This is a genomic window from Brevundimonas sp., assembly GCF_032017145.1.
Classification (GTDB): Bacteria; Pseudomonadota; Alphaproteobacteria; order Caulobacterales; family Caulobacteraceae; genus Brevundimonas.
Map to the genome: position 1 here is coordinate 1 of NZ_DALZQC010000065.1, position 19,172 is coordinate 19,172.

The window sequence follows — 19,172 nt, forward strand, 5'->3', positions numbered from 1 at the left end:
CTGTCGCCGGCGATCCGGCGCCGGCGACGGCGACCTGTCCCGACTTCCTGCCTGCCGAGACGCGGTGCTGGACGGGCAGGGCGGCCAAGGGGGGCTTTTACTGGATCGCCGTGCCCAAGACCTGGAACGGCGCCCTGATCGTTCACGCCCACGGCGGGCCGCGCACCGGCGCGCCGGAGGCGAACGATCCGCTGGAGGATCTGGAGCGGTTCTCCATGACGGTTCAGGAGGGGTTCGCCTGGGCCGGTTCGACCTATCGTCGCGGCGGCTACGGCGTGCGGATGGCGGCCGAGGACACGGACGATCTGCGCCAGATCTTCTGGGACGCCTTCGGCCGGCCGCGCCGCACCCTGCTGCACGGTCAGTCGTGGGGCGGCAATGTCGCGGCAAAGGCGGCCGAACTGTATGCCCGAGACGCCGAGGGGCGGGTGGTCTGGGATGGCGTTGTCCTGACCAACGGCGTGATCGGCGGGGGCACGCGCACCTATCGGTTCCGCGCCGATCTGAGGGCCGTCTATCAGTTCTACTGCCAAAACCATCCGCGGTCGGACGAACCGCAATATCCGCTGTGGCAGGGCCTGCCGGCGGACAGCGACATGACCCGAGCGCAGCTGGCCGAGCGGGTCCGATCCTGCACGGGCGTCGGCCTGCCGGAAGCGCGGCGCACCGCCGAGCAGAAACGCAATCTGGCCGACATCCTGGCCGTCACAGGCATCCGCGAGGATCAACTGGTCGCCCACCTGGCCTGGGCCACCTTCCTGTTCCGCGACATGGTTCAACGCCGCCTGGACGGGCTGAACCCGTTCGACAACAGCCGCACCGTCTATCAGGGCTCGCATGACGACGCGGCGCTGAACGCCGGGGTGACGCGGTTCACGGCCGATCCGATGGGCGTCGCGCGCCTGGCCTATGACGCCGATCTCAGCGGTCTGATCGTGGCGCCGACCCTGACGATCCACGCCAAGAACGATCCGACGGCCTTCGTTTCGAACGAGGCGCTTTATCGCGATACGGTCGCCGTCGCCGGTCGGTCCGACCTGCTGGTCCAGACCTTCACCGACGAGGATCAACACAGCCGGCTGGCGACGCCGGAATATGTCGGCCTGTTTCAGGCCATGATGCGTTGGCTGGACGATGGGACGAAGCCGACGCCTGCCGGCGTCGAGGCCCTATGTCAGGCGGCGGCGGCGCGTTATAACGGCGGCTGCCATTTCGACCCGGACTTCCGCCCCTCCACGGACGCCGCGTCGCCTCGTCGGTAGACGGATCAATCGTCGCCGGTCTGTCTTCGCCGCGTTGCGAAGACGACGCGGCGGCGTCGTTCGGCCGACATGGCCGGCGCGTAGGCACGGCCCCAGCTTAGCCGAATCTGGGGAATCCGATGTTCAAAACCACGCTGAAGGCGCGCCTGCTGGCCGCCGCGACCCTGACGGGCGCCATGATGGGCGGAACAGCCGCCTGGGCGCAGGAGGCCGCGCCCGTCAGCACCGTGGACGAGGTGATCGTCACCGCCCAGCTGCGCGAACAGAAGACCATCGACGTGCCCTTCGCCCTGACCGCCTATTCCGGTCAGTTCCTGGAGAACCTGGGCATTCAGGAGTTCGACCAGCTGTCGGCCTTCGTGCCCGGCTTCCTGGTCCAGAACCAGTCGCCGAACAATCCGGGCTTCGTGATGCGCGGCATCACCTCCGACTCGGGATCGGCCACCGCCGAGCCGCGCGTGTCGGTGTTCCAGGACGGCGTGTCGATCTCCAAGTCGCGCGGCTCCTACGTCGAACTGTTCGATCTTGAGCGGGTGGAAGTGGCCAAGGGGCCGCAATCGACCCTGTACGGACGCGGCGCCCTGATCGGCGCGGTCAATCTGGTCCAGAACCGGGCGCGTCCCGGCGTGACCGACGCCTACGCCAACATCGAGGCCGGCAACGAAGGCTATCGCATGGTGGAGGGCGCGCTGAACCTGCCGGTGGGCGAAACCGCAGGCCTGCGTCTGGCCACGCGGCTGAAGACCCGCGACGGGTCGGTCGATAATCTGCTGGGCGGCGACGACTACAACTCTATCGAAACCCGCGCCTTGCGTCTGTCCGGCGCCTGGACGCCGTCCGACGCCGTGCGGTTCGACGTGATCGGCAACTATCAGAAGGACAATGCGTCCGGCACCTCGTTCAAATCCATCGCCTATGCCCCGGCCGATCCGAACACCGGCGCGGTCCTGGGCGGCAAGGCGCCATGGGAAGGGGCGGCGCTGACGCCGGGCGCGGCCTTCGACGGCGGCAAGGCGCTGGGCCTGGACCGCGAGGTCTGGGGCGTTACGGGACTGGCGCGCTTCAATCTGAACGCCGACTGGACGCTGAACTCGACCACGGCCTATCGCGATTTCACCAACTACGAGACCTTCGACGCGGACGGCGTCTCCTTGCCGATCCTGACGGCGGCCGAGGACACGCACGGCGAACAGTGGAGCCAGGACCTGCGCCTGGGCTTCGACAACGGCGGGCGGCTCAGCGGCTTCGTCGGCGCGGGCTGGTTCCACGAGAAGGGCTATCAACGCACCCCGACCCAGTTCGACGAACGGCTGCTGCTGGTACAACTGGCCGGTTTGCTGGACGGCTCGGCCACGACGGTCGGAGATCGCACCCTGCCGCTGGCCTTCTATCCGGCCATCGCCCAGGCCGCGCTGGGCGGACTGTTGACGCCGCTGGGCGCCGGCGCCTTCGCAGGCCCTATCGCCGCCAATCTGAAGCCGGCGCACATCGAGACACCGATCAACAGCTCGGAACTGACGTCCTATGACGTCTTCGCCGATGTGACCTACGCCTTCACCGATCGGTTCGAGATGTCGGCGGGCGTGCGCTACACCCGCGACGACAAGACGACCGGCTTCGCCAGTTCGGTGCAGAGCCGCTCCGTGCTGGGCGGACTGCTGGCGGTTCAAGCGCTGGGCGGTCGCGCCGCCGCCTTGGCGCAGGCCGGAGACCTCGCTGGCGCCGCGGCTATTCAGGCCCAGATTGGTCAGCTTCTGCGGGGACTGGCTACGCCGGGCGCAGCGAACTTGCCTCTGGCCAGCGGACTGCCTCTGTTCGGTCTGACGTCCCAGCCGACGACCAATAACGGCGACTTCGGCTATTTCAACTCCAAGGACGACGGCGTGACCTGGCGCGTCACGGCGCGATACGCCCTGACCGACGCCACTAACGTCTACGCCAACTATGCGCGGGGTCGCCGGCCGGAGGTGATCAGCGCCGGTCCGCCGTCCGCGCCCGGCGGGGCTGCGCGCTTCACCCCGGTCGACGCCGAGACGGTCGACAGCTACGAGGTCGGCGCCAAGTCGGCCCTGATGGACGGGCGGCTACGGCTGGACGGGGCGGTCTTCCTCTACAACTACGAGAACTTCCAGACGACTGTGCAGCAGGGCACGACCTTCGTGACCACCAACGCCGGCGAGGCCAAGTCCTACGGCTTTGAAGGCCAGGCCAACTTCGCCCTGTCGCCCACGTTCGACCTGTTCGCCACCTATGCCTACAACCATTCGCGGTTCGAGAACGGCATCTATGAAGGCAATCAGTTCCGCCTGTCGCCCGACCATGCCGCTTCCATCGGCGCGACCTGGCGCCTGCCCACGGCCGGCGGCGAGATCGAGGTTCAGCCGACCTATACGTGGCAGTCCAAGATCTTCTTCGACGACGACAACGACCGCCCGGATCTGCAGACGGTGGCCGGAGGCGCGATCATCGCCGACATGATCCAGGACGAATATCAGGACTCCTACGGCCTGCTGAACCTGCGGGTTCGCTACACGCCGCACGGCGCGAACTGGGGCGTGGAGGCCTTCGGCGACAACATCCTCGACGAGGAATACATCAAGGACGCCGGCAACACCGGCGACGGCCTGGGCATGCCGACCTTCATCGCCGGACGTCCCGCGTCGTACGGCCTGACGTTCAAGCTGAAGCTCTGAGGGCGTGACGATGAAACTGGATCGCCGCAGTCTTCTGGGCCTGATGGGGGCGGGGGCCGCGTCGCCCGCCCTGGCCCAAGGCGCCGCCACGGGCCGGGTCACCTTCCTGCATGGGGTGGCCAGCGGCGATCCCGACACCCGCTCGGCCGTCTTCTGGACGCGCGTCACCCCGGCCGATGCGTCGAGCGGCGAGGTGGCCGTGGTGCTGGAGGTCGCGCGCGATGCGGATTTCCGCGATGTCGTTCGCCGGGCATCGGGCCTGAAAGCCTCGGCCGAGCGGGATTTCACCGTCAAACATGACCTGGACGGGCAGGGGCTGGCGCCGGGCCAGGAGTATTTCTACCGCTTCGTCGCCGGCGAGGCCGTCTCGCCGGTCGGCCGGGTGCGGACCCTGCCGGAAGGGGCGACGCCCGAGCTGACGCTGGGCGTGGTGTCGTGCCAGCTGTATCCGGGCGGGCTGTTCAACGCCTATGACGCCCTGTCGAAGCTGGAGCGGCTGGACGCCGTCGTTCACCTGGGCGACTACATCTATGAGTATGGCGCGGCGGCCGACGATTACGGCATGACGTCGGGGGCGGCGCTGAACCGCAAGCCGCAGCCGCCGCATGAGATCGTGACCCTGGCCGACTATCGGACCCGTCACGCCCAGTACAAGACCGATCCCGACCTGCAGGCCGCCCACGCCCGCGCGCCTTTCATCTGCGTTTGGGACGATCACGAAGTCGCCAACGACACCTGGATGACGGGCGCGGAAAACCATCAGCCCGCGACCGAAGGCGACTTCGCCACGCGCAAGGCCGCCGCGCTTCGCGCCTATTACGAATGGATGCCGATCCGCGAACCCAAGGCGGGCGCGCTGAAGGAGGCGATCAACCGCAGCTTCGACTTCGGCGATCTGGCCAGTCTGACGATGGTGGAGACGCGGCTGCTGGCGCGCGGCGAGCAGATGACCTTCCCCGATATTCCCAAGACCGCCGAGGGCGCGCCGGATGTCGCGGCGTTCGAGGCGTTGCGCCAGGCGCCGGATCGCGACCTGCTGGGCGAGGCGCAGCGGCGCTGGGTCGGCGAGACGCTGAGCCGGTCCAAGGCGGCCGGCCGGCCGTGGCAGATCATCGGCAATCAGGTGATCATGGCGCGGGTCAAGGGACCGGACATCTCGCGCATGATGCCGGCCGAACAGGTGCAGCAGATGGTGGCGACCCTGCCGGCCGACGTGCGGCCCCAGGTCGAGGCCGCGATCGAACTGTTCAAACTGGGCCTGCCGTTCAACCTGGACAGCTGGGACGGCTATCCGGCCGGGCGCGAGCGCCTGTACGAGACCTTTGCGGCGGCGGGCGTCTCGCCGGTCGTGCTGGCGGGCGACAGCCACGCCTTCTGGGTCAACGAGCTATACGACAAGGCCGGCGCGCGCCGGGCCGTGGAGTTCGGCACGTCGTCCATCTCCAGTCCGTCGCCTGGCGATCATGTCGGCGGTCTGCCTCTGGGCGCAGCGCTGTCGGCGGCCAACCCGGAGGTCAAGTTCTGCGACCAGACGGCCAAGGGCTATGTGCTGCTGAACGTCACGCGCGAGCGGATGACGGGCGAGCTGTGGGGCGTGTCCACCATCATGGCCAAACCCTATGAGCTGAAGCGGCTGAAGAGCTTCGTCGTCACGCCGGACGGCGATCTGACCGAAGCCTGACAAAGGCGACGACCCCGAAACGAAAACAGGGCCCGCAGTCGCTGCGGGCCCTGTTCCTTTTCTACGGCTGTAACGCGGGATCAGACCGGCTTGGCGCGGGTTTTGTCCGAGGAACTGCGCGCCAGTTCGCGGTTCAGCCACAGGGCGATCAGGGTGCAGATCGCGCCCGACAGCAGATAGGCGCCGGCCGCGATCAGACCGAACTGGCTGGAGATCCACAGGGCCGCCAGCGGGGCGAAGCCGGCCCCGAACAGCCAGGCCAGGTCCGAGGTCAGGGCCGAGGAGGTGTAGCGGTTGGTCAGGCTGAAGCTGGACGCCACCGGACCCGAGGCTTGCCCGAACGACAGGCCCAGCAGGATGAAGCCCGAGATCATGAAGACCAGTTCGCCGACCGGTCCGCCGTTCAGCAGTTGCGGCGCGAAGCCCGAGAAGGCGGCGATGCCGGCGGCGGTGATGGCCAGCAGGGTACGGCGGCCATAGCGGTCGGCCAGAACGCCCGACGCCAGAATGGCCATCAGGCCGAACACGGCGCCGACCATTTCGATCAGCAGGAAGCGGACGGGCGTCTCATTGGTGAACAGGAACACCCACGACAGCGGGAAGACCGTGACCATGTGGAACATGGCGAAGCTGGCCAGGGGGGCGAAGGCGCCGATGGCGATCTTTGGCCCTTCGGCGCGGATGGCCTGACCGACGGGCGTAGGCTGCAGCTCGCGCGTCTCGAACAGGTTCTGGAAGGCGGGCGTCACCACGATGCGCAGGCGGGCGAACAGGGCCACCACATTGATGGCGAAGGCCACGAAGAACGGATAGCGCCATCCCCAGTCCAGGAAATCGGGCGCCGACAGGGTGTTCAGGAAGAAGGCGAACAGGGCCGAGGCGACCAGCAGGCCGATGGGCGCGCCCAATTGCGGGATCATGGCGTACCAGCCGCGCTTCTTCTCGGGCGCGTTCAGGGCCAGAAGCGAGGCCAGGCCGTCCCAGGTGCCGCCCAGGGCCACGCCCTGGCCGATGCGGGTCAGGGCCAGAAGGACCGGCGCCCACATGCCGATGCTTTCATAGCTGGGGATGAAGGCCACCGACACGGTGGAGGTGCCCAGCAGCAACAGGGCCGTCGTCAGCTTCGCGCCGCGACCGAACTTCTGGTCGATGGCGATGAACAGCACCGTCCCCAGCGGACGGAACAGGAAGGCCAGGGCGAAGATGGCGAACGACAGCAGCGTGCCGCCCACGGCGCCCGCGTAGGGGAAGATCAATTGCGGGAAAACGACCACCGAGGCGATGGCGTAAACAAAGAAGTCGAAAAACTCCGACGTTCGGCCGATAATGACGCCGATGGCGATCTCGCCGGCGTCAACCTTGCCGTGCCCCGTGTGAAGGGCTGCGGCGTCGCGTTCCAGCGACTCGGACGAAGGGGTCGTCGAGGCGGACATGGGCTTGGTCGCTCCGTGTGAGACAGTAGGCTTGGAAAGGCGTACGGCGGATCGCCGCATTATGAACGGGCGCCGTTTGCGATGAAAGCGGCCTCAAGAGGATAGGACAGATTGTCCAATGTCGTTCCAGATCGAAGCTGACTATCGGGCGCAGTTCGAACGCCAACCGTCGCGGCGCCTCCCCCTTGCCCGACGCTTTCCGATTGGATCCGCCTTGCGCCGTCTGCGCCTACTTTTGCTCGCGCCCGTCGTGGCCCTGCTGTCGGCCTGTGACCTGGTCGTCCTGAAGCCCGCCGGCGACGTGGCGGCCCAGCAGGGCGACCTGCTGATGGTCTCCACCCTGCTGATGCTGATCATCATTCTGCCGGTGATGGCGCTGATCGTCTTCTTCGCCTGGAAATACCGCGCGTCCAACAAGGACGCCGAGTATCAGCCCGACTGGGACCACTCGACCTCGCTGGAGTTGGTGATCTGGGCGGCGCCGCTGCTGATCATCATCTGCCTGGGCGCCCTGACCTGGGCCGGCACCCACCTGCTGGACCCCTATCGCCCCATCGACCGGATCAAGCCGGGCCAGGCGGTCGCCGAGAACGTCGAGCCGCTGCAGGTCAATGTCGTGGCCTTGGACTGGAAGTGGATGTTCATCTATCCGCAGTACGGCGTCGCGACGGTTAACGAACTGGCCGCGCCGGTGGATCGCCCGATCCGCTTCCACATCACCTCGTCCTCGGTGATGAACAGCTTCTACATTCCCGCCCTGGCCGGCCAAATCTACGCCATGCCGGGCATGGAGACGAAGCTGCACGCCGTCATCAACCGCGCGGGCGAATACGAAGGCTTCTCGGCCAACTATTCCGGCGACGGCTTCTCGCACATGCGCTTCGCCTTCCACGGCCTGAACCAGGCCGGCTTCGACCGCTGGATCGCCGGCGTGCGTCAGGGAAACCAGACGCTGGACCGCGACCGCTATCTGGAGCTTGAAAAGCCCAGCGAGAAGGTGCCGGCCATGCACTTCTCCAGCGTCGATGGGATGCTGTGGGACGCGATCCTGAACATGTGCGTCGAGCCGGGAAAGATGTGCATGGGCGAGATGATGGCCATCGACAAACAGGGGGGCATGACCATGGCCTCGGTGCGCAACACCATGCCGCTGGTCTATGACAAATACGCCGGTCGCGGTAAGTCGCCGGCCTATTTCGGCTCAAACGACAGCTACGTCATGACCATCTGCACGCCGCTGCAGGCCGAGGCGGCCGCCGCCGACCGCGTTCGTCGCGCCGCGCTGGACACCGTCGTCGCGCCCTCCAGCCTGGATCGCCTGACCGGGCAGGGGCTGTCGCCCAAGCGCGCCTCTCTGGCCGCCCTGACCCCCGTGGCGCCCGGCGCCTTCGCTGCGGCGCCGACCGGCGTCCGCTCCGCACCCAACGCCTGAGCGATCGAGTTCGATGAACGCTGACCAAATCCTTCCGCTGATCTTCGGGCGCCTGACGCTTGAGGCTCTGCCCCTGCACGAGCCGATCCTGGTCGTGACCATGATCGTCGTGGCCCTGGGCGGCGTCGCCCTGCTGGGCGCGCTGACCTATTTCAAACTGTGGGGCTATCTCTGGAAAGAGTGGTTCACCACGGTCGACCACAAGAAGATCGGGATCATGTACATGATCCTGGGGCTGATCATGTTCGTGCGCGGCTTCGCAGACGCCATCATGATGCGAATCCAGCAGGCCATGGCCTTTGGCGGGTCCGAGGGCTATCTGAACGCCCACCACTACGACCAGATCTTCACCGCCCACGGCGTGATCATGATCTTCTTCGTGGCCATGCCGCTGGTGACGGGCATCATGAACTATGTCGTGCCGCTGCAGATCGGCGCGCGCGACGTCTCCTTCCCCTTCCTGAACAACTTCAGCTTCTGGATGACCACGGCCGGCGCGATCATCGTCATGGCCTCGCTGTTCGTGGGCGAGTTCGCGCGCACCGGCTGGCTGGCCTATCCGCCGCTGTCGGGCATCGGGTATAGCCCCGGCGTCGGAGTAGACTACTACATATGGGCGCTGCAGATCGCGGGGGTGGGGACGACCCTGTCCGGCATCAACTTGATCGCCACCATCGTGAAGATGCGCGCGCCCGGCATGGGCATGATGAAGATGCCCGTCTTCACCTGGACCTCGCTGTGCACCAATGTGCTGATCGTGGCGTCCTTCCCGGTCCTGACCGCCGTCCTGGCCCTGCTGACGCTGGACCGCTACGTCGGCACCAACTTCTTCACGAACGACTTCGGCGGCAACCCGATGATGTACGTGAACCTGATCTGGATCTGGGGCCACCCCGAGGTCTACATCCTGATCCTGCCGCTGTTCGGCGTCTTCTCCGAGATCGCCTCGACCTTCTCCAGCAAGAAGCTGTTCGGCTATACCTCGATGGTCTACGCCACGGTCGTCATCACCGTGCTGTCGTATCTGGTGTGGCTGCACCACTTCTTCACCATGGGCTCGGGCGCCTCGGTGAACAGCTTCTTCGGCATCACGACGATGATCATCTCGATCCCGACAGGGGCCAAGATCTTCAACTGGCTGTTCACGATGTACCGCGGGCGCATCCGGTTCGAACTGCCGATGATGTGGCTGGTCGCCTTCATGCTGACCTTCGTGATCGGCGGGATGACGGGCGTGCTGCTGGCGGTGCCGCCGGCCGACTTCGTGCTGCACAACTCGCTGTTCCTGGTGGCCCACTTCCACAACGTCATCATCGGCGGCGTGCTATTCGGCCTGTTCGCGGCCATCAACTTCTGGTGGCCCAAGGCCTTCGGCTTCAAGCTGGACAAGACGTGGGGCCTGATCAGCTTCTGGTGCTGGGTGCCCGGCTTCTGGCTGGCCTTCCTGCCGCTGTACGTCCTGGGCCTGATGGGCGTGACGCGCCGGATGCGGGTGTTCGACGATCCGTCGCTGCAGATCTGGTTCGTGATCGCCGCCATCGGCGCGGGCGTGATCGCCCTGGGCATCGCGGCCATGTTCATCCAGTTCGCCGTGTCGATCATCAACCGCGAAAAGCTGCGCGACACCACGGGCGATCCGTGGGGCGGCCGCACGCTGGAGTGGGCTACGTCCTCGCCGCCGCCGGACTACAACTTCGCCTCCACGCCCGTCGTCCATGACGCCGACGCCTGGTGGGACATGAAGAACAAGGGCTATCAGCGTCCGCTGACCGGCTACAAGGCGATTCATATGCCGTCGAACACGGGGGCGGGGATCATCATCTCGGGCCTGTGCCTGGTGATGGGTCTGGCGCTGGTCTGGTACATCTGGTGGCTGGCGGCCCTGTGCTTCGTCGGCGTTCTGGCGGTCTCGATCGGCCATACCTTCAACTACAAGCGTGACTACTACATCCCCGCGGATGAGGTGCGCGCGACCGAAGAGGCGCGCACGCGCGCCCTGGCCGGAACGGAGGCCTGATCATGAGCGCGACCACGATCAAGCTGGACGACCCCACGGTCTTCCACCTGGAAGAGGAGCCGCACCACGAGGAAGGCTCCAGCACCATGCTGGGCTTCTGGCTCTACCTGATGAGCGACTGCCTCATCTTTGCTATGCTGTTCGCCGTCTTCGGCGTGCTGGGCGGCAACTACGCCGCCGGACCCGGGCCCAAGGAACTGTTCGATCTGGAGCTAGTGGCGGTCAACACCGCCATGCTGCTGTTCTCGTCGATCACCTACGGCTTCGCCATGCTGGCCATGGACCGGAACAACACGCGCCAGACCCTGGTCTGGTTGGCCATCACGGGGCTGTTCGGCCTGGCCTTCCTGGGCATCGAACTCTACGAGTTCGGCCATCTGATCCACGAGGGCGCCACGCCGCAGCGCAGCGCCTTCCTGTCGGCCTTCTTCACCCTGGTCGGCACCCACGGCCTGCACGTCACCTTCGGCATCATCTGGTTGGTGACGCTGATGGTGCAGGTCGGCATGAAGGGGCTGATCCCCGCCAACAAGCGCCGGCTGATGTGCCTGTCGATGTTCTGGCACTTCCTGGACGTCATCTGGATCGGCGTCTTCACCTTCGTCTATCTGCTGGGGATGGTGCGATGAGCGCTGACAAGAACGACCACAGCCCGGACTCGCATGAGACCGATCACCTGGGCCACGAGGCCCACAATCATGGCTCGTTCAAGAGCTATATGATCGGTTTCGTGCTGTCGGTGATCCTGACGGCCATTCCGTTCGCCCTGGTCATGACCGGCGCCCTGCCGGCCCAGGCGACGGCGCTGATCGTCATGGCCTTCGCCGTGGTGCAGATCGTGGTCCACATGATCTACTTCCTGCACATGAACTCCAAGTCCGAGGGCGGCTGGACCATGCTGGCGCTGATCTTCACCATCATCGTGGTGGTCATCGCCCTGTCGGGTTCGCTGTGGGTCATGTACCACCTGAACACCAACATGATGCCGGCGACGCACGACATGACGCAGATGATCGGCTGACGAGGGCGACATCCGCGCGCTTTCTCCAGACAGGACCCGACGACCGATGCGGCTGGCCGTGTCGGTCGCTCTGCTGGTCCTGTTCGTCGGCTTCGCAGCCCTGGGCGTCTGGCAGGTCCAGCGCCTGGCCTGGAAGACCGCGCTGATCGCCCAGGTCGATGCGCGGGTCCATGCCGCGCCGACCCCTGCGCCGGGACCGGATCAATGGCCCGGCGTCACCCGTCAGGACGATCAGTACCGCCGCGTGGTCCTGCGAGGGACCTATCTGCATGACAGGGAGACCCTGGTTCAGGCCGTGACCGACGCCGGGGCCGGCTTCTGGGTGATGACGCCGCTGGTCGATGCGCGCGGCTTCACGGTTCTAGTCAATCGCGGCTTCGTGCCGCCGGGGCGCAAGACGCCCGAAACCCGCGCCGATGGTCAGACGGATGGGCCGCAGACGGTCGTGGGCCTGGTCAGGATCACCGAGCCGAAGGGCGGCTTCCTGCGCGCCAACGATCCCCAGCACGACCGGTGGCGGTCGCGCGACGTCGCGGCCATTGCGGCGCGGCGCGGCTTGAGCGACGTTGCGCCCTATTTCGTCGATGCCGACGCCACGCCCAATCCGGGCGGCTGGCCCCTGGGCGGACTGACCGTCATCCGCTTTCCCAACAGCCATCTGATCTACGCCCTGACCTGGTTCGGCATGGCGCTGCTGACTGTGGTCGGCTTCGTCCTGTTCCGCCGCGAGTGGGGGCGGGCCGCGGATCGGGGCGAGACGTGACCACCTCGCTTCAGCGTCTGCTGGGCCTGGGCGGGCCGCGCGGCGAGGTCGCGAGCCACGGCGGGGCCAACCGCCGCAACATGCTGCTGCTGATCCAGCTGCGCTGGCTGGCGGTCGCGGGGCAGATGGCGACCATACTGATGGTCGAATATGTGATGGGCATTCCGCTGCCCATCCTGTGGCTGCTGGCGGCGCCGGCCGGACTGGTGCTGGTCAATCTGGTCAGCGCGCCCTTGGCCGCGCGGCAGGCGGAGGTCGACGACCGCGCCCTGATGATCGCCTTGTTGGCCGATGTGGCGGCCCTGACCTGGCTGCTGTTCCTGACGGGCGGCGCCGCCAATCCGTTCGCGGCGCTTTATCTGCTGCAGGTGGTGTTGGGGGCGGTGCTGCTGGCGCCGGTCTATGCCTGGGCCTTGATCGCGGTGACGACCCTGTGTTTCGCCGGTCTTGGCCTGCATTCCCTGCCGCTGAACCTGCCGCCGGCGCGCGAGGGGTCATTGCTGGGCCTGTATCTGCAGGGCAGCCTGATCTGTTTCGTGCTGATGGCGGTGCTGCTGGTGCTGTTCGTCACCCGCATCAGCCAGAACCTGCGCGACCGCGACGCCGCCATGGCCGCCATGCGCCAACAGACGGCCGAACACGATCACATCGTCCGCCTGGGCCTGCTGGCCTCGGGCGCGGCGCATGAACTGGGCACGCCTCTGGCCTCGCTGTCGGTCATTCTCAGCGACTGGAAGCGGATGCCGGCCCTGACCCAGGACGCCGATCTGACCCAGGACATGGAGACAATGCGGGCCGAGGTCGAACGCTGCAAGGCCATCGTGACCGGCATACTGCTGTCGGCGGGCGAGGCGAGGGGGCTGGCGCCCCAGCGCACGACCCTGCGCACCTTCCTGGCCGACGTCGTCGCCAGCTGGAGCCGTGATGGGGTGGCGGTCGATATCCGCGACGAGTTGCACGACGACCCCTTGATCATCGCCGATCCGGCCCTGCGCCAGGTGCTGGGCGTGGTGTTCGACAATGCGGTCGAGGCGGGAGCGAGACGGGTCCTGGTCACGACCGCCCGAACTGAAGACGATCTGGTCATCGCCGTGCGCGACGACGGGCCGGGCTTTGCGCCCGTGGTGCTGAAATCGTGGGGCAAGCCCTATAATTCGACCAAGCCCAGGGCCGGCGCGGGCCTGGGTCTGTTTCTGCTGATGAATGTGGTGCGGTCGCTGGGCGGACGGGTCGAGGCTTCCAATCCGCCCGCAGGCGGCGCAGAGGTGCGTCTGACCCTGCCGCTGTCGGCGCTGTCGCCAAAGGATCGCCCATGACCGATGACGCCGACAATCACGACCGCCTGCTGTTGATCGTCGAGGACGACGACTCCTTTTCGGCCACCCTGCGGCGGTCGTTCGAACGGCGCGGCTATACGGTCGTCAGCGCCGCCAATCCTGATCAGATGGCCGATGTGCTGAAGGTGCATCGGCCCGGCTATGCGGTCGTGGACCTGAAGCTGGGCGGGGCGTCGGGCCTGACCTGCGTGGAGGCGCTGCACGCCTTCGACCCGGCCATGAACATCGTGGTGCTGACCGGCTTCGCCAGCATCGCCACGGCGGTCGAGGCCATCAAGCTGGGCGCGCGTCACTATCTGGCCAAGCCCGCCGGCACCGACGACATCGAGGCCGCCTTCGCCCGCGCCGACGGCGACGCCGAGACGCCGCTGGGCGCCCGGCCGACCTCGATCAAGACCCTGGAGTGGGAGCGGATCCACGAGACCCTGGTCGAGACCGACTTCAACATCTCCGAAGCCGCGCGCCGCCTGGGGATGCATCGCCGCACCCTGGCCCGGAAGCTGGAAAAGCGCCGCGTGAACTGAGGCGTCAGTCCAGTTCGGCCGCGATCCGGTCGGCCAGGGCGCGCAGGGTCGCGGCATCGGCCATCGGCGCGTGGCCGTGGCCTTTCATTTCCCGATCGGCCCAGCGCGGCACGATGTGGAAATGCAGGTGAAAGACCGTCTGGCCGCCCGCATCGCCGTTGAACTGCATGACCGCCAGACCCTCTGGCCTCAACGCCTTCTCTACCGCCTTGGCCGTGCGTTGAAGCGCGGCGGTCATCCGGGCCAGAACCTCCGGCTCGACCTCCAGCAGATTGCGGGCCTTAGACTGTTTGGCGATGATCAGGACGTGGCCTTCGGACTGGGGAAACACGTCCATGAAGGCCAGGACGTGGTCGTCCTCCCACACACGCACCGAGGGGATTTCGTCGCGCAGGATCTTGGCGAAGATATTGTTCGGGTCATAGGCGCCGTGCAGGCTCATGGGCGGTCTCCGTGCGGTATGGCTTTCGATAGCAGCGGGCAGGTCGAAGGGGGAGCCTTCGTCTCCGTCATGCATTATGGTCACGCTTGAACACAGCGAGGGACGTCATGATCCGCTTCATCATCCAGGCCCTGGTCACCATGGCGGGCCTGTGGCTGTCGGCCAAGGTCGTGCCGGGCGTGGCCTTCACCAGCACCGGCTCGCTGATCGCGGCGGCCGTCATCCTGGGCCTGGTCAACGCCTTCGTGCGGCCGATCCTGGTCGTGCTGACCTTCCCGATCACCGTCGTGACCCTGGGCCTGTTCCTGCTGGTCGTGAACGCGGCCATGATCGGCCTGACGTCCGTCTTTCTGGGCGGCTTCGTGGTCGACGGCCTGTGGGCCGGCATCGGCGCGGCCATCGTGACCGGCGTCGTCAGCTGGATCGCCGGCGCCTTCATCGGCGGCGAAGAGGCGCGCCGATAGCGGTCAGCCCACCTTCACCCGCGTCGCTGCTTCCGGCAGGTCCTCGCCGAAGGCGCGCTGGTAGAACTCGGCGATGGTCGGTCGTTCCAGCTCGTCGCACTTGTTCAGGAAGGTCAGGCGGAAGCTGAGCGCCAGGTCGCCGCCGAAGATGATGGCGTTCTGGGCCCAGGTGATGACCGTACGGGGCGACATGACCGTTGAGATGTCGCCGTTCATGAAGGCGTTCCTAGTCATGTCGGCGACGCGGACCATGGCGGCGATGCGGCGGCGGCCCTCGGCGTCCTTCCACTCGGGCACCTTGGCGGCGACGATCTCGGCCTCGACGTCGTGATCGAGGTAGTTCAGCGTGGTGACGATGTTCCAGCGGTCCAGCTGGGCCTGATTGATCTGTTGCGCGCCGTGATACAGGCCCGTGGTGTCGCCCAGGCCGATGGTGTTGGTCGTGGCGAACAGGCGGAAATAGCTGTTCGGCCGGATGACGCGGTTCTGGTCCAGCAGGGTCAGGCGACCCTGCGCCTCCAGCACGCGCTGGATCACGAACATCACGTCGGGGCGGCCCGCGTCGTATTCGTCGAACACCAGGGCGATGGGGCGTTGCAGCGACCAGGGCAGGATGCCCTCGCGGAACTCGGTGATCTGCTTGCCGTCCTTCAGGACGATGGCGTCCTTGCCGATCAGGTCGATCCGGCTGACGTGGCTGTCCAGGTTCACGCGCACCAGCGGCCAGTTCAGGCGGGCGGCGACCTGTTCGATATGGGTCGACTTGCCGGTGCCGTGATAGCCCTGAACCATGACGCGGCGGTCGAAGGCGAAGCCGGCGCAGATGGCGATGGTTGTCTGAGGATCGAAGCGATAGGCCTCGTCGATCTCGGGCACATGGCTGTCGCGCTCGGCGAAGGCGGGCACGGTCATGTCGCTGTCCACGCCGAAAGCCTCGCGCAGGGTCACGCGGCGGGCGGGTTCGAGCGTCAGCAGGGGATCGGGGGAGGCGTCGAGCGGGGAGGTCATGACTGTGCGATTAGCGCACGTTCGGGATCACTTAAACCCCGCTCGTCCCCGCGAAAGCGAGGATGCAGTTGTTTCGACCTGCAGTGCGTTGGGCGACGACCATCTGGAAGCGGTCGCGCTCGTCGCCCAAACGCGGATTCCCCGCTTTCGCGGGGATGAGCGGACGTCGTTACTCCGCGGTCAGGCGGACATCGACGTTGCCGCGCGTGGCGTTGGAGTAGGGGCACACCTGGTGCGCCTTTTCGATCAGGTCGTCGATGACGGCCTGGTCCAGGCCGTGATCGGTCACGGTCAGGTCGACATCCAGGTTGAAGCCCTCGCCCTTGGTGTTCTTGCCGAAGCCGACGCCGGCGGTGATCTTGGTGTCGGGTCCGACCGGCGTTCCGGCCTTGCCGCTGACCAGACGCAGGGCGCCGAGGTAGCAGGCGGCGTAGCCGGTCGCGAACAACTGTTCGGGATTGGTCCCGTCGCCGCCCTTGCCGCCCATTTCCTTGGGCGTGGACAGTTTGACGTCGATCTTGCCGTCGTCGGTCGTGGAACGGCCGTCCTCGCGGCCTCCGCCGGACGCTGTGGCCTGGGCGCGATACAGAACTTCCATGGTGGGCTCCTTGAGGGTGAGGGTTTGAGATAGGGGGCAAACGGCAGACGGGAAGGGCGCGTTGCATCCCCGCTCTAGCAATCCACGGGCGACGCGGGCTAAAGCAGCCTTTCGGGGCGCGTCGTCGGAGTACGCAGTGAAGATTGCCGAACGCTGGTTCGTGTGGGCGGGCATGGTTCTGCTGGGCGCCATCGCCCTGGCGGGGCTGGTGGTCGCCGTCTATGCGGCGTGGCTGTTCCACGACCTGCCAGACGCTTCGGAGCTGGCGGACTATCGCCCGCCGACCGCCACCCGGGTCTATGCCGGCGACGGCACCCTGATCGGCGAATTCTCGGACGAGCGGCGAATCTACGTCTCCTACGACCAGATTCCGCAGCCGGTCATCCACGCCTTCCTGGCGGCCGAGGATCGCAACTTCTTCCAGCACGGCGGCATCGACGTGGGCGGCATCGGCCGGGCGTCGCTGAAGAACGTGTTCAACCTGGCCGCGGGCCGGCGGCTTGAAGGCGGTTCGACCATCACCCAGCAGGTGGCCAAGAACGTCCTGCTGACCAACGAATCCAGCCTGAACCGCAAGCTGAAGGAAGCCATCCTGGCCAACAGGCTGGAGGCGACCCTGTCCAAGCAGCAGATACTGGAACTGTATCTGAACGAGATCTTCCTGGGGTATCGGTCGTTCGGCATCGCGTCTGCGGCCTACAACTATTTCGGCAAGTCGCTGGCCCAGCTGACGCCCGACGAGGCGGCCTTCCTGGCGTCGCTGCCCAAGGGGCCGAACAACTATCACCCCAAACGCCACCCCGGCGCGGCCAAGGGGCGGCGCGATTGGGTGCTGGGCGAGATGGAGCAGAGCGGCTGGTTGACGCCGCAACAGCTTGCCGAGGCGCGCGCCAGGCCGCTGGTCACGCGCGATGCGCCCCAGCGTTCGGACTACAAGGACGCGGACTTCTTCGTGGAGGAGGCGCGGCGCCAGGCGGCCGCCAATCCCCAGTTCGGCGAACAGCTTCGAGCCGGCGGCTTCTATATGCGCACGACGCTGGACCCGACGCTGCAGACGGCCGCGCGGCGCGCCCTGATGCAGGGGCTGGAGAACTATGACCGGCGTCACGGCTGGCGCGGCGGCTGGGGCACGACCGAGTTCGAGCCGGGCTGGCAGGCCGAGGCCCTGCGGGGCCAGATTCCGCCGGAGCGCCGGTCGTGGGAAGCCGCCGCCATCGAGAGCGTCAGCGGCAACACCGTTCGCATCCGCACCGCCAAGACCGACAAGACCGGAACCCTGCTGGCCGCCGACGCCGCCTGGGCCAACGCCAATCGCCAGTTGAAGCGCGGCGAACTGATCTTCGTGGAGCCCAAGGGGGGCCAGTACGCCCTGAAACAGGTGCCGCGCGTCAACGGCGCCCTGGTGGCGATCGAGCCGCAGTCGGGCCGCGTGCTGGCCATGGTCGGCGGCTACTCCTATGCCCTGTCCAGCTTCAACCGGGCGACCCAGGCCAAGCGCCAGCCGGGATCGGCGTTCAAGCCCTTCGTCTATGCGACCGCGCTGGAGGGGGACTTCACCCCCGCCTCCATCGTGCTGGACGCGCCGATCAGCTTCGCCGGCGGACCGAACGGACAGCGCTGGACGCCCGAGAACTACAGCCGCCAGTACTATGGCCCGCAGACGCTGCGGCGCGGGCTGGAGCTGTCGCGCAACGTGATGACGGTGCGCCTGGCCCAGTCGGTCGGCATGAAGAAGATCGTGGACCAGGCGGACCGGATGGGTCTGCCGGACATGACGCCCAACCTGTCGGTGTCGCTGGGCGCGGGCGAGGTGACGCCGCTGGACATCACGGCCGCCTATTCCGCCTTCGCCAACGGCGGGCGGCGGGTGACGCCGTATCTGATCGACTATGTGCAGGATCGCGACGGCGAGACCATCTTCCGCGCCGACAATCGCAGTTGCCGTGAGTGTGGACGGGGCTTCTCCGGCCAGGAATCCCCGCGCCTGCAGCAGCGCGGGACGCAGGTGATCGACCCGATCACCGCCTATCAGATGAGCTCCATGCTGGAAGGCGTGGTTCAGCGCGGCACCGCCGCCAGCGCGCGGGGTCTGGGGCCGTGGGTCGCGGGCAAGACGGGCACGACCAATGAATACCGCTCGGCCTGGTTCGTGGGCTTCACCACCGACATCGTGGTCGGCGTCTTCATCGGCTTCGACGACAACCGCTCGCTGGGATCCGGCGAGGCCGGGGCCTCTGCCGCCGTGCCGGTGTTCACCGACTTCATGCAGACGGCGCTGAAGGAGCGGCCCGCTCGTCCCTTCGTGCGGCCCAAGAACGCCATCTTCCGCACCGTGAACGGCATCGAGGAAGCCTTCCGCCCCGGCACCGAACGCCAGGCTCCGCCGCCCGTTCAGGCGCCGGCCGCGCCCGTCGGACCCCAGAACTACTATGACGTCATCCGGCGCGAGCAGGAGGCCGCGAGCGGCGCGCCGGCGGCTGCGCCCGCCCCCTCGGCC

The 19,172-nt window shown here is 66.9% G+C and carries 16 protein-coding genes; 12 read left to right on the top strand and 4 right to left on the bottom strand.

Annotated features, from left to right (window positions below; all coding sequences use genetic code 11):
• From RTU05_RS11560 to RTU05_RS11570, 3 genes are all read left to right on the top strand, one after another.
• A partial coding sequence (locus RTU05_RS11560) for a hypothetical protein (RefSeq protein WP_312598406.1) occupies window positions 1-1,262 on the top strand: 1,262 nt, incomplete at its 5' end.
• Window positions 1,263-1,381: 119 nt separating this feature from the next.
• Entirely contained in the window at window positions 1,382-3,955 is a 2,574-nt protein-coding gene (locus RTU05_RS11565; RefSeq protein ID WP_312598408.1) for a TonB-dependent receptor, read from the top strand.
• A 10-nt stretch (window positions 3,956-3,965) separates the two neighbouring features.
• A complete protein-coding gene (locus tag RTU05_RS11570; RefSeq protein WP_312598410.1) occupies window positions 3,966-5,636 on the top strand; it encodes an alkaline phosphatase D family protein in 1,671 nt (556 codons plus the stop codon).
• A gap of 80 nt (window positions 5,637-5,716) precedes the next feature.
• Here the strand turns inward: RTU05_RS11570 and RTU05_RS11575 are convergent, their stop codons facing one another.
• A complete protein-coding gene (locus tag RTU05_RS11575; protein WP_312598412.1) occupies window positions 5,717-7,069 on the bottom strand; it encodes an MFS transporter in 1,353 nt (450 codons plus the stop codon).
• 214 nt (window positions 7,070-7,283) lie between these two features.
• Between RTU05_RS11575 and cyoA the strand changes: the two genes are divergently transcribed.
• From cyoA to RTU05_RS11610, 7 genes are read left to right on the top strand one after another with little or no spacing between them, the layout of a single operon-like run.
• Window positions 7,284-8,501, top strand: coding sequence for a ubiquinol oxidase subunit II (gene cyoA, locus RTU05_RS11580; RefSeq protein ID WP_312598414.1), 1,218 nt, complete (start codon window positions 7,284-7,286; stop codon window positions 8,499-8,501).
• 13 nt (window positions 8,502-8,514) lie between these two features.
• Window positions 8,515-10,518, top strand: coding sequence for a cytochrome o ubiquinol oxidase subunit I (gene cyoB, locus RTU05_RS11585; RefSeq protein ID WP_312598416.1), 2,004 nt, complete (start codon window positions 8,515-8,517; stop codon window positions 10,516-10,518).
• Window positions 10,519-10,520: 2 nt separating this feature from the next.
• Entirely contained in the window at window positions 10,521-11,147 is a 627-nt protein-coding gene (gene cyoC / locus RTU05_RS11590) for a cytochrome o ubiquinol oxidase subunit III (RefSeq protein WP_312598418.1), read from the top strand.
• Window positions 11,144-11,539, top strand: coding sequence for a cytochrome o ubiquinol oxidase subunit IV (gene cyoD / locus RTU05_RS11595; RefSeq protein ID WP_248116892.1), 396 nt, complete (start codon window positions 11,144-11,146; stop codon window positions 11,537-11,539). The genes cyoC and cyoD overlap by 4 nt, the downstream gene beginning before the upstream one ends.
• A 46-nt stretch (window positions 11,540-11,585) precedes the next feature.
• Window positions 11,586-12,302 (top strand): SURF1 family protein, encoded by a 717-nt coding sequence (locus RTU05_RS11600; RefSeq protein ID WP_312598420.1) that lies wholly within the window; start codon window positions 11,586-11,588, stop codon window positions 12,300-12,302.
• Window positions 12,299-13,618 (top strand): ATP-binding protein, encoded by a 1,320-nt coding sequence (locus RTU05_RS11605; RefSeq protein ID WP_312598422.1) that lies wholly within the window; start codon window positions 12,299-12,301, stop codon window positions 13,616-13,618. Before RTU05_RS11600 ends, RTU05_RS11605 begins: the two co-directional genes overlap by 4 nt.
• On the top strand, window positions 13,615-14,163 hold the full coding sequence (locus tag RTU05_RS11610; protein WP_248116886.1) for a response regulator transcription factor: 549 nt from the start codon (window positions 13,615-13,617) through the stop codon (window positions 14,161-14,163). Before RTU05_RS11605 ends, RTU05_RS11610 begins: the two co-directional genes overlap by 4 nt.
• 4 nt (window positions 14,164-14,167) lie before the next feature.
• Here RTU05_RS11610 and RTU05_RS11615 read toward each other — a convergent pair whose 3' ends face one another.
• Complete coding sequence (locus RTU05_RS11615; protein WP_312598424.1) at window positions 14,168-14,605, bottom strand: HIT family protein; 438 nt, start codon at window positions 14,603-14,605, stop codon at window positions 14,168-14,170.
• A 107-nt stretch (window positions 14,606-14,712) separates the two neighbouring features.
• Here RTU05_RS11615 and RTU05_RS11620 point away from each other — a divergent pair, with 107 nt between their 5' ends.
• Window positions 14,713-15,069, top strand: coding sequence for a phage holin family protein (locus RTU05_RS11620; protein WP_312598426.1), 357 nt, complete (start codon window positions 14,713-14,715; stop codon window positions 15,067-15,069).
• Window positions 15,070-15,072: 3 nt separating this feature from the next.
• Here the strand turns inward: RTU05_RS11620 and cobS are convergent, their stop codons facing one another.
• Window positions 15,073-16,077 (bottom strand): cobaltochelatase subunit CobS, encoded by a 1,005-nt coding sequence (gene cobS, locus RTU05_RS11625; RefSeq protein WP_312598428.1) that lies wholly within the window; start codon window positions 16,075-16,077, stop codon window positions 15,073-15,075.
• 169 nt (window positions 16,078-16,246) lie between these two features.
• On the bottom strand, window positions 16,247-16,675 hold the full coding sequence (locus RTU05_RS11630) for an organic hydroperoxide resistance protein (RefSeq protein WP_312598430.1): 429 nt from the start codon (window positions 16,673-16,675) through the stop codon (window positions 16,247-16,249).
• 136 nt (window positions 16,676-16,811) lie between these two features.
• Between RTU05_RS11630 and RTU05_RS11635 the strand changes: the two genes are divergently transcribed.
• Window positions 16,812-19,172, top strand: a 2,361-nt coding sequence (locus RTU05_RS11635; protein WP_409411620.1) for a penicillin-binding protein 1A, incomplete at its 3' end; no start/stop codon positions are given.

Bases quoted from the DNA above. Each gene is read 5' to 3' on its own strand.
- RTU05_RS11565 (WP_312598408.1), top strand. From the start codon at position 1,382: ATGTTCAAAACCACGCTGAAGGCGCGCCTGCTGGCCGCCGCGACCCTG.
- RTU05_RS11570 (WP_312598410.1), top strand. From the start codon at position 3,966: ATGAAACTGGATCGCCGCAGTCTTCTGGGCCTGATGGGGGCGGGGGCC.
- RTU05_RS11575 (WP_312598412.1), bottom strand. From the start codon at position 7,069: ATGTCCGCCTCGACGACCCCTTCGTCCGAGTCGCTGGAACGCGACGCC.
- cyoB (WP_312598416.1), top strand. From the start codon at position 8,515: ATGAACGCTGACCAAATCCTTCCGCTGATCTTCGGGCGCCTGACGCTT.
- cyoC (WP_312598418.1), top strand. From the start codon at position 10,521: ATGAGCGCGACCACGATCAAGCTGGACGACCCCACGGTCTTCCACCTG.
- cyoD (WP_248116892.1), top strand. From the start codon at position 11,144: ATGAGCGCTGACAAGAACGACCACAGCCCGGACTCGCATGAGACCGAT.
- RTU05_RS11600 (WP_312598420.1), top strand. From the start codon at position 11,586: ATGCGGCTGGCCGTGTCGGTCGCTCTGCTGGTCCTGTTCGTCGGCTTC.
- RTU05_RS11610 (WP_248116886.1), top strand. From the start codon at position 13,615: ATGACCGATGACGCCGACAATCACGACCGCCTGCTGTTGATCGTCGAG.
- RTU05_RS11615 (WP_312598424.1), bottom strand. From the start codon at position 14,605: ATGAGCCTGCACGGCGCCTATGACCCGAACAATATCTTCGCCAAGATC.
- RTU05_RS11620 (WP_312598426.1), top strand. From the start codon at position 14,713: ATGATCCGCTTCATCATCCAGGCCCTGGTCACCATGGCGGGCCTGTGG.
- cobS (WP_312598428.1), bottom strand. From the start codon at position 16,077: ATGACCTCCCCGCTCGACGCCTCCCCCGATCCCCTGCTGACGCTCGAA.
- RTU05_RS11630 (WP_312598430.1), bottom strand. From the start codon at position 16,675: ATGGAAGTTCTGTATCGCGCCCAGGCCACAGCGTCCGGCGGAGGCCGC.